The organism is Enterococcus sp. 7F3_DIV0205 (assembly GCF_002141365.2).
In the GTDB taxonomy this organism is placed as follows: Bacteria; Bacillota; Bacilli; order Lactobacillales; family Enterococcaceae; genus Enterococcus_L; species Enterococcus_L palustris.
On sequence record NZ_CP147244.1, the window covers coordinates 2,758,991 to 2,775,513 of the forward strand.

The following is a 16,523-nucleotide window of genomic DNA, read 5'->3' on the forward strand; positions in this document are numbered from 1 at the left end:
TATGAATATTTAAAATACTTCACTTGGTCAAGAACGAAAAAAATGAAGAACGAAATTTTCGTTTCTTCTAAGTGAAGGTGAGAAAAATGAATAAAAATAAAGCGTTCAACAAACTTATTGTAGGTCAAATGATTTCTAATATTGGTGATACTATTTATACGATTGCAATCGTGAGCTCTGTCTTTTCGTTAACGAATTCTGCATTAGCAGCATCAACTGTCCCCGTCATTATCACAGGGAGTATGGTTCTGTCAGGATTGTTGACACCATTGATCGTGGTGCGTGTAGCGCTATCAAAAATTTTGCAGGTAAGCCAATTGTTTAAGACAATTATTTTAGCGGGTTTAGCGACTTATTTACAGTTGAATGTCGAGCATCTTGATTTAACCATTTTATACGTATTTATTGCAGGTATTGCTTTTTTAGACGGATGTGCTGAACCAGTTAGTACAGCTTTAATACCGCACTATGTTAGTGAGCATTATTTGATTCGAGCCAATAGTATTTTTAATACCATGTTACAAGTTGTCAGCATAGGTAGTTGGGCGATCGGATCGTCATTATTGATTACTTTTTCGGTGATGAATCTTTTGTGGTTGGATGTAGGAGTATTTGCGATTTCGGCTATTATTTTATGGCTGCTGCCAAAAGTTACTAAACGCGTAGAATCAGAAAAAAATGAATGGGAAAATTTTCTTGTAGGTTGGCAAGGGATTCGTGAGCAGTCGCTTGTTCGTGTGGTTGTTAGGATGGATATTCTCGAGAATATTGCGAATACAGCTTGGGTTTCAGCGATCGTGTTAGTTTACGTGAAAGAAGTTTTACACGTTTCTGAAAGTTGGTGGGGGTACATAAACGCCACTTACTTTGCTGGAGCTATGCTTGGAAGTATTATTGTGATGAGATATTCAAATTGGATCAATCAAAATAAATCAAAAGCAGTTATTACAGGTTCGTTGTTTGGTGCTATTGTGACCTTTTTTGTTGTTCCAGGGTGGCATCCTATATTTATTTTGATTTGTTCTGTCTTTGTTGGGATATTTTCTCAAATCAAAAATATTCCTCAAGCGACTGCTATACAACAGAAGATTCCAAAAGATAAACTTGCTTCGATTTATGCTTCGATGAATGTACTTTATACGGGAACATTTTCTTTGGCTTCGGTCTCTATGGGACTAGTTTCAGAGTATCTTGGTGTGAGAACAGTATTTGTCTTATCGGGAATTTTATTATTTGTCGTCGCTATGATAGCGAAGAATAAAGAGTCATTATTTGATGAATAATTTTTAGCTGAGATAATCTGTAAGAGGGAAACAGTGAGTAGTTATGAAGTAGAGTTCATAGCTACTCGCTTTTATATTTAGCGTACAAGAACGAGTATAACGAAAATTAAGGAGAATGATAGAATGGGCCACAAAGTAATTAAATTTGGTGAAAAAGAAAATGAACAGGACCAACTTGCAAATCTCGTCGATAGTGGGATAAAAGTTGCAACATCTTCACTGTTATACTTGCAAGAAATCGGAGTAAAAGAATCAACTAAAGTGGGAGACAAATGGATTATTCAAGATAGTCAAAATAGAAAAGTGTGTGAAGTTAAAGTGGAAGAGGTAACAATCACTACTTTTGCCTCGATAACGAATGATTTTGCAATCAAAGAAGGAGATCAAAGTTTCCAGAATTGGTATGATATTCACTGGAAATACTATACGAATCTTTTATCAAAATACAACCAAGAAATGACAGATACCACAAAATTGGAATGTGTATATTTTAAAAAGGTGGACTAATAGTCTCTCTACACTGACTACTTCAAAGACTTATATCTAACAGTGACAAAGAACCTTCTTTTTTTGTCACTTGTATCCTAGACATAAATTTGGAAGAATGATAATCTTTTTGTTAAGCGCTTTCAAAACGCATTTTAAAAATAGGGAGAGAAATCAAATGGAACAAACACTAGTTATCATCAAGCCAGATGGCGTTTCACGTAAATTAGTTGGAGAAATCCTTCAACGATTTGAGAAAAAACAATTAAAATTAAGCCAATTAAGAGTAGCAAAAATGTCCAGAGAACTAGCAGAAGAACATTATGCTCATGTTAAAAAATTTGATTTCTTTGAAGACATGATGACATATATGACCTCATCAGAAGTCGTTTATCTCGTTTTAGAAGGAGCCAACGTCATTAAAACTGTTCGCAAAATGATTGGTGCAACAAACTGTTTAGAAGCTGAACCGGGAACGATTCGAGGAGATTATGGTGCTAATAGCTATGAAAATATTATTCATGCATCAGATTCACCGGAAGCGGCTATGGCTGAGATCAAACGATTCTTTTCTGAATCAAAATAAAGCAAAAGCGTTCAAGATTTGTTATCAATCTTGAACGCTTTTTATCTTTTCAATCCAAATGAATACTAGAAAATGTGCTGTTTATGATAAAAATACACAAAAATTATTAGGAAATCCTTCAAATACTATGAATTAAGCAGTGATTTTAGTGCAATTCCTCCCTAACCATTTAAAAATTCCGCAAAAAAAAGTATAATAGAGAAGGTTGTAAATAAACTTAAAGGAATGTAGCAAATGGACAATCAGTTAACTACAGAATTAAAAGAACGTTACGGCATTGTTTTCCATGATGTCAACCTATTAGAACAGGCTTTTACCCATTCATCCTATGTGAATGAGCATCGCTATTTGAAACTATCTGACAATGAACGATTAGAATTTTTAGGAGACGCCGTTTTAGAATTATTGGTTTCTCAATATTTGTATAAACAATTCCCAGAAATGCCGGAAGGCAAACTGACGAAAATGCGGGCAGCGATCGTGCGCGAAGATAGTTTATCCAAATTTGCGAAAGAATGTCATTTTGACCAATATATTCTTCTGGGCAAAGGTGAAGAAAATTCTGGCGGCCGAACACGTCCAGCGTTACTTTGTGATTTATTTGAAGCATTTTTAGGTGCTTTATTTTTAGATCAAAAAGTGGATGCAGTCAAAAAATTTATTGCAGAAGTCATTTTTCCTAAAATCGATGCCGGTGCTTTTTCACATGAGATGGATCACAAAACACATTTACAAGAAGTTTTGCAACGCCAAGGGGATGTCAATATTGACTACCGTTTAGTTAATGAGGAAGGTCCTGCCCATGATCGAATCTTTTTCGTTGAAGTTTACGTCAATGAAAAGTTGATCGGAACAGGCCAAGGAAAATCGAAGAAATTAGCAGAACAGGATGCCGCTGAAAAAGCGCTGAAACAAAATCCTGAGTAAGCTTGGAAGGAGCCGTTTTATTCGTGTATTTAAAACGAATTGAGATCGCAGGATTTAAATCCTTTGCGGATCGAACCGTTATAGAGTTTGAAAATGGTGTGACGGCTGTCGTTGGACCAAATGGCAGTGGAAAAAGTAATATCACCGAAGCGATTCGCTGGGTCCTAGGCGAGCAATCGGCAAAAAGCCTCCGCGGAGGCAAAATGCCGGATATTATTTTCGCTGGTTCTGAAGGTCGTAAAGCGTTGAATATTGCCGAAGTAACGGTTGTCTTAGATAATAGTGATCATTTTTTACCGTTAGATTTTACTGAAATCAGTGTGACACGTCGCTATCGTCGAACTGGGGAAAGTGATTTCTATATCAATAAACAAGCTTGTCGTTTGAAAGATATCCACGATTTATTTATGGATTCTGGTTTAGGGAAAGAATCATTTTCAATCATTTCTCAAGGGAAAGTTGAAGCGATTTTTAATAGTAAACCTGAAGACCGTCGCGGTATTTTTGAAGAAGCTGCAGGTGTTTTAAAGTATAAACAACGCAAGAAAAAAGCAGAACAAAAACTATTTGAAACAGAAGATAATTTAAGTCGTGTGCAAGATATCATCTATGAATTAGAAGATCAACTGACTCCTCTAGCTGCACAAAGCGAAGCGGCCAAGGAGTTTTTGAAGCTTAAAGAGAGCTTGACTGAAATCGACGTTAGTTTAACGGTAACTGAGATCGAAGCTGCAAAAGAAGTTTGGAAAATAAAAACTGCTGAACTTGCTGAGATTGAAGAAAAACTAGCTGCTGCAAGTAAAAAAATCCGTGATTCAGAGGATGAATTGTTCCAATTGCGTGGTAAACGAAATAAATTGGATGGACAAATCGAAACAGAGCAGCAACAGTTGCTCCAAATCACAGAAGCGCTGAAACAAACTGAGGGACAAAAAGATGTTTTAGTCGAGCGCTCAAAACATACGATGCAGACAACAAGCGAATATCAGCAGTCATTAGCAGAAAATGCCGAAAAAATCACTCGCTATCGTGAAGAAGTACAAGATCTACAAGCAAAAGTTGCTGAGAAAAGAACGCAGCGTGAATCACTAGTTGAGGCAATCAAAGTTTCAGAACTAGAAGTTGAAAAGTACAGTAAGTCCTCAAAAGAACTATTAGAAGAGTTACGTAGCCAATATGTAGAAGTAATGCAAGAACAAGCTAATACTACCAACGATTTAAAATATTTGGAACGTCAATATCAACAAGAAACGGCTAAAAACCAACAATCAATTCAAAAACATGAAGCGTTAGAAAAACAAATGACAGATGCTCTAGCCGAAAAAGAAGAGTTGGAAGCCAATTTATCCGCATCGGATCAATCATTAACAGATCAAAGAGAACAGTATACTCAATTAAAAAATAAACTAGATCAAAAGCAAGGTCAGCTGGCTGTGAAACAAAAAAATATGTATCAAGCCATGAACCAAGTTCAACAGGCCAAAGCTCGCCAAAAAAGCTTACAAGAAATCCAAGAGAATTATTCAGGCTTTTATCAAGGGGTTCGAGCCGTTTTAAAACATAAAGACCAATTAACTGGAATCGTTGGAGCAGTTGCGGAATTGATCGATGTGCCGAAAGATTATACTGTAGCAATCGAAACAGCTTTGGGTGGTGCGGCACAACATGTAGTTGTGGAAACAGAAAAAGACGGACGTGCTGGAATCACATTCTTGAAACAACAACACAGCGGTCGAGCAACTTTTTTACCATTGACCACGATCAAACCAAGAAATGTTTCAAGCGCCGTGCGTGAGCGTGTCAGCAACATTCCAGGTTTTTTGGGAATTGCTAGCGAGTTAGTCCAATTCTCTGCAGATGTCAGTAACGTGATCCAAAATCTTTTAGGGGTAACATTGTTAGCGGAGACACTAGAAAGTGCCAATCAGTTAGCGAAGGCTGTAAACTACCAATACCGCGTCGTTTCTTTAGAGGGTGATGTTATGAACTCAGGAGGATCGATGACAGGTGGTGCCAATAAACGAGGCAACCAAGGTAGTTTATTCTCTCAAACACAAGAACTTCAAACGTTGACTGAACAGATGGAACGAGTTGAAAAGCAATTAACAGCTAATGAAAAAGAAGTCCAACAATTAACAGATGAAGTCAAAGCATTAAATGAAGAACTTGAGCAATTACGTTCCACTGGTGAAACGAGCCGCTTGAGACAGCAAGAGTTGCAAAATAAACTTGCTAATCAAGAAGAAACGATCACTCGTTTGACTAAAGAAAAAAGACTGTTTGAGTTTGAAGCGCGTGAACTGCATCAGTTTTTAACGGAGTATCAAGCAAGAAAAGAAGAACTAACGGAACAACAACAAGAGCTGAATCAGACAAAAGAACGTTTGGATCAAGAAATGAAGCAAGTTGATCAAGAAGCGAGCCAAATGGAAACGTTAAGAGCTGAAGCGTTTGAACGATTCAACCAAGTGCAGGCAGATCAAGCGGTCGCTGCTGAACAATTGGCTCATTTAACAGAGCAAGTAGTAGAAAAACAAACCCAGCTAGATGAATTCCTAGCAAGGGAAACAGCATTACGCCAGCAATTACAACAATTGAATGATCATTCAACAGATCATCAAGTCACAGAAGAGAGCTTAGCGGTTCAATTAGAACAACTAGCAGAGAAAAAAGAGCAACTTCAAATAAGCATTCAAGAAGCGAAAACAGCTCGGCACCAACTACAAGAGCAAGTCGATCGAATCGATACAGGTTTGGCTGAAGAGAATAAACAACAACAACATCTATTAACGGAACAAACCAAAATCGAAGTCGAGAAAAACCGTTCAGAAATCAAACTAGATAACTCGTTGCAGTACCTGCAAGAAGAATACAGTTTAACCTTCGAGCGCGCGAGTGAAGATTATGAATTATCAATCGACAAAGAGCAGGCAAAAATCGAAGTGAAACGTTTGAAACGTGATATCGAACGCTTAGGTCCAGTCAATCTCAACGCCATCGAGCAATACGAGCAAGTGAATGAACGCCATGAGTTTTTAGTGTCTCAACGTGATGACTTGTTAGACGCTAAAGAGCAGTTGTTCGAAACAATGGGTGAGATGGATGAAGAAGTCAAAGCACGCTTTAGTGAAGTCTTTGAAGCGATACGAGCACAGTTTAAAGTCGTGTTTCCAAATATGTTTGGTGGTGGTCGAGCAGAGCTGATTTTGACAAATCCAGAAGATTTACTGAATACTGGGGTAGAAATCGAAGCACAGCCGCCAGGTAAAAAATTACAAAACTTAAGCTTACTTTCGGGTGGTGAGCGAGCTTTAACAGCGATTGCGTTATTATTCTCCATCATCCGTGTTAGACCAGTTCCTTTCTGTGTCTTGGATGAAGTTGAAGCGGCTTTAGATGACGCTAACGTTTCTCGTTTTGGGCATTATTTAAGTGAATTTGAAGACGATACGCAATTTATCGTGGTTACTCACCGTAAAGGGACAATGGAAGCGGCAGATGTCTTATATGGTGTAACAATGCAAGAATCCGGTGTGTCGAAAATCGTTTCTGTTCGTTTGGAAGAAGTCAAAGAAGGCGGCGCAATCGTTGCCGAAACTTAGTTGTATAGGATAGGAGGAAAAATTGGGTTGATTAAACTGGTCGCTATCGATTTAGATGGCACATTACTAGATAGTAAGAAGGAAATTTCTTCGAGAAATAAAGAAGCTTTAACACAAGCTAAAGCTGCAGGTGTTAAAATCGTCATTTGTACAGGTCGACCGTTAGCTGCTATCGGCATTTATTTAGACGCTTTAAATTTGCGAGATAACGGCGATTACAGCATCACCTTTAATGGCGGATTAGTTCAAAAAAATGATACAGGTGAAATCATTGAAAAATCATCCATGCCTTTGGAAAATATCCACGATTTATTTGAGCTGGCTACATCGTTAAATGTACCTCTGGATATTTTGTCTGATGGACTTGTCTTGCAACTGCCAACGACACAGGACTATGAATCTTTATATAGTCAACTAAATAAATTACTGACATATGAGTCATACGAATTAGCTCAATTGACAGCTGATAAAATTTACAATAAAGCAGTTGTTGCGGTAGAACAAACGTATCTAGATGAGCAAATCAAAAAGATACCTACCCCATTTTACGACCGTTATGAAATCATCAAAACGAGAAGTAATTTACTAGAATTTATGCCTAAAGGAATCACAAAAGCCTATGGAATTTCTTTATTGGCCAGAGATTTAGGCATCAAACAAGAAGAAATCATGACGATCGGTGATGAAGAAAATGACCTGCCGATGATCGAATATGCAGGACTTGGTGTAGCGATGGAAAATGCTGTCGCTAAGGTGAAAGACTTGGCAGATGTTATTACAGATACGAACGACAATGATGGTGTTGCACAAGCCGTTGAAAAATTTGTTTTAGAACCATTGAGAGGAGGGAATTAAATGGGATTTTTCGATAAAATAAAAAAAGCCTTTATGAACGAAAAAGAAACACCACCTGCTGAAATCAAGACAGATGAAGAAGTCATAGAGCCCGTTCAAGAAGAAGTGATGCCAGAAGAAAAACAAGCTGATACGGAATCACTAGAGCAAGTACAAGAGGAGACTTTTGAAGCAGCAGAAGAGCCTGAAAAAGAACGAGAACCAGAAATCGACCCTCTGATTACAGTAAATCCTGTTACCCAAGCAGAAGAACTGGTTGATCCTGAAATTATTGAGGAACAAGAAGAGGAAATCATCGTCCAAGAAAAGTATGAAAAGGGCTTAGAAAAAACCCGCAAAACGTTCGGTGAACGCTTGAATGAATTATTCGCGAATTTCCGATCAGTTGATGAGGATTTCTTTGAAGAATTAGAAGAAACCTTGATTGGCGCAGATGTTGGTTTTGACACAGCGATTAAAATCACAGAATCCTTACGTCAAGAAGTGAAACTACGCAACGTGAAAAAACCAGCTGCTGTTCAAAATACAATTATTGAGAAAATGGTTGATTTGTACGAAGCAGAAGGTATTGAAGAAAATAATGCGCTGAATATTCAAGAAAAAGGATTAACTGTCATGTTATTTGTCGGTGTAAATGGAGTAGGTAAAACAACCAGTATCGGTAAACTAGCGCATGAATTCAAACAAGACGGCAAAAAAGTGTTAATGGCAGCCGCAGATACCTTTAGAGCAGGAGCCATCGATCAATTAGTTGTTTGGGGCGAACGTGCTGGGGTAGAAGTTGTCCGAGGAAATGCAGGTGGTGATCCAGCGGCAGTTGTCTTTGATGCAGTAGACCGTGCTAAAGCTGAGAATGCGGATATCTTACTTGTTGACACAGCAGGACGTTTACAAAATAAAGTCAATTTGATGAACGAATTAGAAAAAATCAAGCGCGTGATTCAGCGTGAATTGCCAGATGCACCGCATGAAGTCTTGCTTGTAGTAGATGCTACAACAGGACAAAATGCGATGTCACAAGCAAAGCAATTCAAAGAAACGACCGATGTCACAGGTTTAGTCTTAACTAAACTGGATGGGACAGCAAAAGGTGGGATCGTTTTAGCCATTCGTAATGAGTTGCACTTACCAGTAAAACTAGTGGGACTGGGTGAAGGCATTGATGATTTAGAGCCGTTTGATGCAAATGATTTTGCGATTGGATTGTTTAAAGGATTGTTGAAAGAAGAAGATTAAAAGCGAGTTTATAGCGTAGCTTGAATTAAAAAACAGCTTTTGAATACGTCAATAGATGACTATTCAAAGGCTGTTTTTTTATTTGATTTAAGGAGCTTCATTTTTATATGTACGGAAAATATTGAAGAAGTGTAGTGCTCACTTTCTAATAAAATCAGTTGCAGCCTTTTTCTTGATCTAACCTATCATTTTTATTGCTTCTTTTTCAAGTAGTCGATTATATTCGGTAAAAAAGGAGATTTAGAATTAGGGGAGAAACGTCAGTGGCTGAATGCATCTAATGCTCAATAGTAAAAAATAATGTGATCGGAGCAAACTAGCGTATTTTAATATGTCGCCTATCCGCCAGTCTTACGACTGAAAGGAGGTGTACTCTATGTTTTTAGCATTTGTTTGCCCACTTCTTGTAGGAGTATTGATCTCTTTATTTGAGTATTGGCTAAATACCAAAAAGAAGAAGTAAAACAAAATATGGCGGCATTAGCCCACGAAAAACCCCAGGAGAATCAGACTCTCCTGGGGTTTAGTGTACTCTATGCTTTTTGTATGCAAACTAATTATATCATTAAGAGAAGATTTTGTATAGAGGAAAAGATGCGCTCCCAAACTATTTTCCTAATTTTGATGAGAGCTAAACGCTTTGTTTCGCTTTTTTGATCTAGCTACACAAATCAGCCCTCAAGCAAAATAGACAAATCTCTGAAAAGACAAAGAACATCTTTCCAAAGATTTCCTAATTTTGATGAGAGCTAAACGGTTTGTTTCGCTTTTCTATTACAAATTATTCGCTTCGATCCCATAATCTTCAGCAATTTTCTTCAAACTAAATCCTTTACCAAAAACTTCACTCGCATTCATTGACACAATGAACGCTTCTTCATCAATCGCCAAGACATTCTCTTTGATCTTTGCAAAATCTTTTTCACTAATAACCGTCATCATCAACATGCTTGGATTTTTTTGATAGCCACCTTCGATTGGAACCATCGTTAATCCTTTATCCATATCGACTAAGATTTTCTCTTTGATTTCCGCATATTTCGGTGAAATGATCATGACATTTTTCGAACGAACAAAGCCAACTTGAACCATATCGACCACTCGTCCAATAAGGTATAAACAAATCAGAGAAAAGAGTACTGTATCTGTATTGAAAACAAATAGAGCTGACAAAATCACCAGACCGTCCACAAATAAAATCGATACACCTAATGAAATTTTGAAGTACTTATTCACGATTTGAGAAATAATCGCTGTTCCGCCAGTTGAAGCATTTCCTCTAAATTCTAGCCCTAACCCAATCCCTGTCAAAATACCGCCGAAGATTGTTGCGAGGAAAATATTATGGGTCAGTACAGGTAAATGAGTTGTAACACCTACAAAAAACGGATAGATCAGACTACCATAAATTGTTTTGATCCCAACTTCTTTGCCTAAAAGTAAAAAACAAAGCAGTAATAACGGTAAGTTGATTGCATATAAAACTAAAGCTGGGTTGGTGCCGAACAAATAGTTGATTACCACACTGATACCATTTGCGCCTCCAGCTACGATCTTGTTTGGCAGTAAAATCGAATTGATCGATACTGCTAAAATAAAAGAACCAATCGTCACGTATAACGTATCGTGGATTTGTCTTTTCGTAAATTTCATGTAAAACGTTCCTCCATTGTCAAAGAATATCGGGTATTTCATCGTTAAACGAATAATAAGAGCAAAAGAAAAATAGTTCAACAAATATCCCCTAGTTATACTATCACGAATGACTAGAATATATCATGAGATAATTTTAATTTTTTAGTTGAGTAGTATGGTAAAATTAGAGGGAACAAAAAAAACAATAGCTATTTAATCAAATAAAGGTTAAAAATCGTTGATCCCATAAATGTTCATGGTGCTGGATGATTGTTTTAGCATCGAGTAAATCAGTGTCTAGTGTCGTGCTTAAACCTCGTTTCATGAAACAAGTATAACCTAAACCATGAGCCATACGGATCGTAGTATCAACACAATATTCTGTCTGAGCACCACAAAATTCAAGTTCAGTGACGGAGAGTTTATCTAAACATTCTTTTAGATTCGTTTGAAAAAAAGAATTAGCATGGGTTTTCCTGACATAAAAGTCGTAAGATCTAGCATCAAGTTGATCAAATAACTGCCATTTGCGGCTTTCGACAACTAACTCAACATCTTCATGCTGGATAAATACAATGGGTAGATGGTGCTTGCGGTAATCTGCAATGCGTTGATTTACACCAATCAATAGATTAGTGAGGTTAAATAAACCAGTTCCTTCATTTTCTAGACCGTTTTGGAGATCGATGACAATCAAAGCTTTAGTATTCATGATGTCCTCCTTCATTTTGTCTTTCTAGTATACAATGAAGTTCAGTGACTTGAAAGAAGAGAGCGCAGATAAAAAAAGTATGAGGCACTCTCTGTTTGGACAAATTAAGAAAGTTTATATTCTTTTTGACAAAATTTAAGCTAAAATATTCTTTTTACTTCTCTTTTTCTATATAATGATGAGTAATGGAATAATAACGGGGAAGAAAGGCGACAGTATGAAATTTAAAGAGTTGTTACAGCAAAAAAATGCGCGCCCATATGTAATGGCTGCGCGATTTGGATTAGAAAAAGAAAGCCAGCGTACGACATTTGATGGTCAATTGGCGACGACGGATCATCCTGAGGTTTTAGGAAATCGTTCTTATCATCCATACATACAAACCGATTTTAGTGAGTCTCAAATGGAGTTGATCACACCTGTGGCTAATTCTATTCATGAAATGATGCGCTATCTTGCAGCGATTCATGATGTAGCATTGCGTTCGATGAATAAGCATGAGATGCTTTGGCCGTTAAGTATGCCGCCAAAATTGCCATTAAAAGATGAAGAGATCAAAATCGCTAAGTTAGACCAGTTTGAAGGGATTTTGTATCGTCGTTATTTAGCAAGAGAATATGGCAAACGTAAACAGATGGTCAGTGGAATTCATTTTAATTTTGAATACGACATCGAATTAGTAGAGCAGCTTTTCTCAGCACAAACAGAATATGAAACGATTGAAGAGTTCAAAAATATTTTATATATGAAAGTCTCACGGAACTATTTACGTTACCGATGGCTGATCACGTATCTATTTGGTGCGTCTCCTGTTAGTGAGTCTGGTTATTTTACGGATCGAGAAGAGCGTCCGAAAGAGCCTGTTAGAAGTTTACGCAACAGTTCGTTTGGTTATAAAAATAATGAGGACGTTAAAGTTTCTTACGAATCATTGCAACACTATATCAATGACATTCACCGAATGGTTGAAAACGGCATATTATCTGAAGAAAAAGAATTTTATTCAGCTGTTCGTTTACGTGGTGGCAAGCAAATGGCTGATTTACCTAAAACGGGTATTCGTTATATCGAACTTAGAAATCTAGATTTAAATCCATTTGCGCCATTAGGTGTGGATGAAGAATCGCTTGAGTTCATTCATTTGTTTATGTTGTATTTACTATGGACGGATGAAAAAGAAGCGCCGAATGATTGGGTAGCGACAGGCGACTTCTTAAATGAGCAAGTAGCCTTAGGCCATCCTTTTTCTCAAGTGAAGCTTTTAGCGGAAGGTGACCGTATTTTTGCGGAAATGGATGAGATGATTGAAGCATTAGGTTTATTCAGATCGAAAAAATCATTGGAAGTCCATCGCGCGCAATTAAGAACACCCGATTTAACGATTGCTGGAAAAATGTGGACGATCATTGAAAGCAATTCAAATCAAGAATTGGGGATTATTTTCGGAAAAGAATATCAAGGAATGGCTTTTGAACGACCGTATCAATTAGCTGGTTTTAGAAATATGGAGTTATCGACGCAGTTATTTTTATTTGATGTCATCCAAAAAGGTGTAGAAGTTGAATTATTAGATGAAGCAGAACAATTTTTAAAACTCAAACACAACGATCATATCGAATATGTGAAAAATGCGAATATGACGAGTAAAGATAGCTACATTGTTCCTTTGATTATGGAGAATAAGACCGTCACTAAAAAAGTTTTGGCAGAAGCTGGCTTTACCGTACCAGGTGGAGATGAGTTTGATGCGATAGAGCAAGCAGAACAAGCGTATGTAAAATACGCCGAAAAAGCCTTTGTGATCAAACCGAAATCAACAAATTATGGTTTAGGAATCACGATTTTTAAAGAGGGAGCTTCATTAGCTGATTACACAGAAGCATTAAAATTAGCTTTTAAAGAAGATTCAGCTGTGTTGATTGAAGAATTCCTACCAGGGACAGAATACCGTTTCTTTGTATTAGATGACCAAGTACGTGCTATTATGTTGCGTGTGCCGGCCAATGTTGTTGGTGATGGGATTCGTTCGGTTGAAGCGTTGGTAGCAGAAAAGAACCTTGATCCTTTAAGAGGAACCCACCATCGCTCACCATTAGAACTGATTCAATTGGGGGATGTAGAGCGTTTGATGCTAAAAGAGCAAAATCTCTTAACAACTTCTGTGCCGGAAAAAGACCAGATCGTTTATTTGCGGGAAAATTCTAACGTCAGCACGGGCGGCGATTCAATCGATGTAACGGATAATTTCGATGATAGTTATAAACAAATTGCGATTGAAGCAGTCCAAGCTTTAGGGGCAAAGATCTGTGGGATCGACTTGATCGTTCCAGATAAATCGGTCAAAGGAATGAAGAATAGTCGTACGTATGGAATTATAGAAGCGAACTTTAATCCAGCGATGCATATGCATGCTTATCCGCATTCAGGTAATGGACGTCATTTGACGATGGATGTGCTTAAGATGTTGTATCCAGAGGTATTTGAATAATTCTAAGTATAAGAGATCAAGGCTAATTGCTTTTTGATCTCTTATTTTATTTTCTAAAAAATGATTTGACAAATGCATAATTAATTCCCACAATAAAAGAAAGAGGATTGTAAGAAGTTGCACAATATTGCGCTTATGAAGTATTGGAGGACACAATGAAAAAAATTTATATAGTGGAAGATGACGTACAAATTACAAAAACAGTTGCTGCTTTTTTAAGAAAATGGGGATTCGATATTCGAGTTGCTGGGGATTTTCAAAATGTGGCGGTGGATGTGTTACAGTACCGACCTGACCTTGTTTTGATGGATATTTCCCTACCTTTGTATAATGGGTTTTATTGGTGTAGTGAGTTAAGAAAACAAACAGAGGTACCGATTGTCTTTTTATCGTCAGCTGATGACAATATGAATATCTTAATGGCGATGAATATGGGGGCAGATGACTTTATCGCCAAACCATTTGATTTACAAATATTAGTTGCAAAAATCCAAGCAATTTTGCGTCGAAGTGATATGTTGCCGACAACTCACAGTTTGAACTACAATGGATTTATTTTAGACTTAGAAGCATTTGAAGTTGGATTTGAGGGGCAAACAATCGCGCTTACAATAAATGAATCTAAAATTTTAGGAATGCTTTTTCAGCAACCTGAAAAATTAGTACCAAAAGAAAAAATCATGGAGAAATTATGGGAAAGTGAAGAATTTATTGATGTGAATACATTGTCAGTCAATATGACCCGCTTAAGAAAAAAAGTAGCTGAGATTGGTTTGGATCAACAGATATATACAGAAAAAGGTAAAGGTTATCGTTTAGGTAAGGGAGGATAAATGGTATGAAACTATTTCTCTACTACATATTTGATAAGCGTTTAGCGCTTATTACGTATCTAGGTATCGTCGGACTATTCGCATTGACCTTTTTTCTCTATGAGATTCCATTTTCTGCGTATTCTGATGCGATTCTTTTTTCTATTTTATTGATCATTGTGACAATGGGGGTGCAGTTTTATTTTTATCTCAGGAAATATCGACAATTGAAAGAAGGGATTCAAGCACCTAAATTATATCCTTCTCAGAAAAAAAGCGGATATTCTTTATTGGATAAAGAATATGAACGTTTGGTGACGGTACTGGACAAAGAATATCGGACAGAAGTAGGGAGCCTTGAAGCGTCTAATCAGAAGCTGATGGATTATTATAGTATGTGGAGTCATCAAATAAAAACGCCGATAGCCGTATTGAATTTAAAAATGCAGGAAAATCAATTGGATCAAGATATTTTAAAACAAGAACTGTTTAAAATTGATCAATATTTGGATATGATGTTGCAGTATTTACGGATGAATCATACAGAAACGGATTTTGTTTTTGAAGAGATCGACTTAGATCAACTGGTTAAAGACACAGTGAAAAAATATGCTGTCTTTTTTATTCATAAAAACCTGACATTTTCATTGGACCCGACGAATCAAACGATTATTAGTGATAAAAAGTGGCTGCAATTCGTACTTGAGCAAGTGCTATTTAATGCAATCAAGTATACTAATCAAGGTGGGATAAGGATTTACATGAATGAGGAGCCACAGCCTGAATTGATTATTGAAGATACTGGCATCGGAATTTTACCAGAAGATGCTGTACGGGTATTTGAGCGCGGCTATACGGGATTTAATGGGAGAACATATCAAAACGCTTCAGGATTGGGCTTGTTTATGAGTAAAGAAATTTTAATCAAATTAGGTCATCAAATCGCTCTTATATCAGAGGTAGGAATGGGTACAAAAGTCAGTCTAAACCTTACTCAAAAGATATTTGATATCGAATGACGGAGTTATTTATAGCCAATCCTTACCTCATTGTAAGGTTAGCGAGCAAAGTGTAAGTATTCTTTGCTTGCTCTTTTGTTTATAGTGAATAGGTAGATAAATTATAGGCAGGGGCGATTGTAATGGCAATATTAGAAGTAAATCATATTCAAAAAATCTATCAAACAAGATTTAGCGGTAATCAAGTGACCGCATTAAAAGACGTTTCTTTTCAAGTAGAAGAAGGGGAATATATTGCGATCATGGGGGAATCTGGCTCAGGTAAAAGTACATTGTTGAACATTTTAGCAACATTGGATATGCCGACTAACGGAACTGTTACGCTAAATGGCAAAAATATTACAGAGATACCAGAAGGGAAATTAGCTGCATTTCGTCGAGAAAATCTAGGATTTGTTTTTCAAGATTTTAATTTGTTAGATAATTTTTCTGTTAAAGACAATATCTTTTTACCACTTGTCTTATCTAAAATGGATATCAAAGAAATGACTCGAAGAATCGAACCTTTAGCAAAAACGTTAGGCATTGACCAGTTATTAGAAAAATACCCTTATGAAATTTCTGGAGGGCAAAAGCAGCGTGTTGCTGCGGTACGGGCACTGATCACAAAACCTCAGTTAGTTTTGGCAGACGAACCGACAGGCGCTTTAGACTCGAAAAGTTCTGAAAATTTGTTAGAGTTATTTCAAGAAGTCAATCAGCAAAAACAAACGATCGTGATGGTTACACATAGCGCAATAGCAGCCAGTCACGCCAATCGAATATTATTTATTAAAGATGGTCAAGTTTTTCATCAACTGTACCGTGGTTTAAAAACGCAAGATGAGCTATTGAGTGATATTTCAAAAACAATGACGACTTTGCTGTCGAAAGGAGTCTAAG

The 16,523-nt window shown here is 37.0% G+C and carries 14 protein-coding genes; 12 read left to right on the plus strand and 2 right to left on the minus strand.

Translation table 11 applies throughout. The features are described 5' to 3' along the window. Window positions 1-86: 86 nt before the first annotated feature. The 8 genes from A5821_RS12930 (at window position 87) to A5821_RS17605 (ending at window position 9,438) form a co-directional block, all read left to right on the plus strand. The gene (locus A5821_RS12930) at window positions 87-1,283 is read left to right on the plus strand and encodes an MFS transporter (protein WP_086315143.1); all 1,197 of its coding nucleotides are present in this window, start codon (window positions 87-89) and stop codon (window positions 1,281-1,283) included. 123 nt (window positions 1,284-1,406) lie between these two features. Then, window positions 1,407-1,790, plus strand: coding sequence for an ASCH domain-containing protein (locus A5821_RS12935; RefSeq protein ID WP_086315145.1), 384 nt, complete (start codon window positions 1,407-1,409; stop codon window positions 1,788-1,790). Window positions 1,791-1,947: 157 nt separating this feature from the next. Beyond that, entirely contained in the window at window positions 1,948-2,355 is a 408-nt protein-coding gene (gene ndk / locus A5821_RS12940) for a nucleoside-diphosphate kinase (RefSeq protein ID WP_086315148.1), read from the plus strand. A 234-nt stretch (window positions 2,356-2,589) separates the two neighbouring features. Then, window positions 2,590-3,282 carry a ribonuclease III gene (gene rnc, locus A5821_RS12945; RefSeq protein ID WP_010770450.1) on the plus strand — a complete coding sequence of 231 codons (693 nt, stop codon included), beginning with the start codon at window positions 2,590-2,592 and terminating at the stop codon, window positions 3,280-3,282. A gap of 23 nt (window positions 3,283-3,305) precedes the next feature. Further along, complete coding sequence (gene smc / locus A5821_RS12950) at window positions 3,306-6,884, plus strand: chromosome segregation protein SMC (RefSeq protein WP_086315150.1); 3,579 nt, start codon at window positions 3,306-3,308, stop codon at window positions 6,882-6,884. 27 nt (window positions 6,885-6,911) lie between these two features. After that, window positions 6,912-7,739 (plus strand): Cof-type HAD-IIB family hydrolase, encoded by an 828-nt coding sequence (locus A5821_RS12955; protein WP_086315151.1) that lies wholly within the window; start codon window positions 6,912-6,914, stop codon window positions 7,737-7,739. Then, window positions 7,740-8,975: a signal recognition particle-docking protein FtsY gene (gene ftsY / locus A5821_RS12960; protein ID WP_086315153.1), complete on the plus strand. Its 1,236-nt coding sequence runs from the start codon at window positions 7,740-7,742 to the stop codon at window positions 8,973-8,975. Between the two features lie 376 nt (window positions 8,976-9,351). Next, complete coding sequence (locus tag A5821_RS17605) at window positions 9,352-9,438, plus strand: type I toxin-antitoxin system Fst family toxin (protein ID WP_139844076.1); 87 nt, start codon at window positions 9,352-9,354, stop codon at window positions 9,436-9,438. 311 nt (window positions 9,439-9,749) lie between these two features. Here A5821_RS17605 and A5821_RS12965 read toward each other — a convergent pair whose 3' ends face one another. Both A5821_RS12965 and A5821_RS12970 read right to left on the minus strand, forming a co-directional pair. Continuing rightward, window positions 9,750-10,628: a YitT family protein gene (locus A5821_RS12965; RefSeq protein ID WP_086315157.1), complete on the minus strand. Its 879-nt coding sequence runs from the start codon at window positions 10,626-10,628 to the stop codon at window positions 9,750-9,752. A 199-nt stretch (window positions 10,629-10,827) separates the two neighbouring features. Then, window positions 10,828-11,322, minus strand: a complete 495-nt coding sequence (locus A5821_RS12970; protein ID WP_086315159.1) for a cysteine hydrolase family protein — start codon at window positions 11,320-11,322, stop codon at window positions 10,828-10,830. A 217-nt stretch (window positions 11,323-11,539) separates the two neighbouring features. Here A5821_RS12970 and gshAB point away from each other — a divergent pair, with 217 nt between their 5' ends. The 4 genes from gshAB to A5821_RS12990 all read left to right on the plus strand — a co-directional run bounded on the left by gshAB (window position 11,540) and on the right by A5821_RS12990 (window position 16,522). Further along, window positions 11,540-13,810: a bifunctional glutamate--cysteine ligase/glutathione synthetase gene (gene gshAB, locus A5821_RS12975; protein WP_086315161.1), complete on the plus strand. Its 2,271-nt coding sequence runs from the start codon at window positions 11,540-11,542 to the stop codon at window positions 13,808-13,810. Window positions 13,811-13,965: 155 nt separating this feature from the next. Then, window positions 13,966-14,643, plus strand: coding sequence for a response regulator transcription factor (locus tag A5821_RS12980; protein ID WP_086315167.1), 678 nt, complete (start codon window positions 13,966-13,968; stop codon window positions 14,641-14,643). 5 nt (window positions 14,644-14,648) lie between these two features. After that, window positions 14,649-15,641, plus strand: coding sequence for a sensor histidine kinase (locus A5821_RS12985; RefSeq protein WP_086315170.1), 993 nt, complete (start codon window positions 14,649-14,651; stop codon window positions 15,639-15,641). Between the two features lie 122 nt (window positions 15,642-15,763). Further along, window positions 15,764-16,522 (plus strand): ABC transporter ATP-binding protein, encoded by a 759-nt coding sequence (locus A5821_RS12990; RefSeq protein ID WP_086315173.1) that lies wholly within the window; start codon window positions 15,764-15,766, stop codon window positions 16,520-16,522. The last annotated feature ends 1 nt before the right edge of the window (window position 16,523 follow it).

Excerpts from the sequence above, each read along its gene's own strand:
- A5821_RS12930 (WP_086315143.1), top strand. The coding sequence starts at position 87 with ATGAATAAAAATAAAGCGTTCAACAAACTTATTGTAGGTCAAATGATT.
- A5821_RS12935 (WP_086315145.1), top strand. The coding sequence starts at position 1,407 with ATGGGCCACAAAGTAATTAAATTTGGTGAAAAAGAAAATGAACAGGAC.
- ndk (WP_086315148.1), top strand. The coding sequence starts at position 1,948 with ATGGAACAAACACTAGTTATCATCAAGCCAGATGGCGTTTCACGTAAA.
- rnc (WP_010770450.1), top strand. The coding sequence starts at position 2,590 with ATGGACAATCAGTTAACTACAGAATTAAAAGAACGTTACGGCATTGTT.
- ftsY (WP_086315153.1), top strand. The coding sequence starts at position 7,740 with ATGGGATTTTTCGATAAAATAAAAAAAGCCTTTATGAACGAAAAAGAA.
- A5821_RS17605 (WP_139844076.1), top strand. The coding sequence starts at position 9,352 with ATGTTTTTAGCATTTGTTTGCCCACTTCTTGTAGGAGTATTGATCTCT.
- A5821_RS12965 (WP_086315157.1), bottom strand. The coding sequence starts at position 10,628 with ATGAAATTTACGAAAAGACAAATCCACGATACGTTATACGTGACGATT.
- A5821_RS12970 (WP_086315159.1), bottom strand. The coding sequence starts at position 11,322 with ATGAATACTAAAGCTTTGATTGTCATCGATCTCCAAAACGGTCTAGAA.
- gshAB (WP_086315161.1), top strand. The coding sequence starts at position 11,540 with ATGAAATTTAAAGAGTTGTTACAGCAAAAAAATGCGCGCCCATATGTA.
- A5821_RS12980 (WP_086315167.1), top strand. The coding sequence starts at position 13,966 with ATGAAAAAAATTTATATAGTGGAAGATGACGTACAAATTACAAAAACA.
- A5821_RS12985 (WP_086315170.1), top strand. The coding sequence starts at position 14,649 with ATGAAACTATTTCTCTACTACATATTTGATAAGCGTTTAGCGCTTATT.
- A5821_RS12990 (WP_086315173.1), top strand. The coding sequence starts at position 15,764 with ATGGCAATATTAGAAGTAAATCATATTCAAAAAATCTATCAAACAAGA.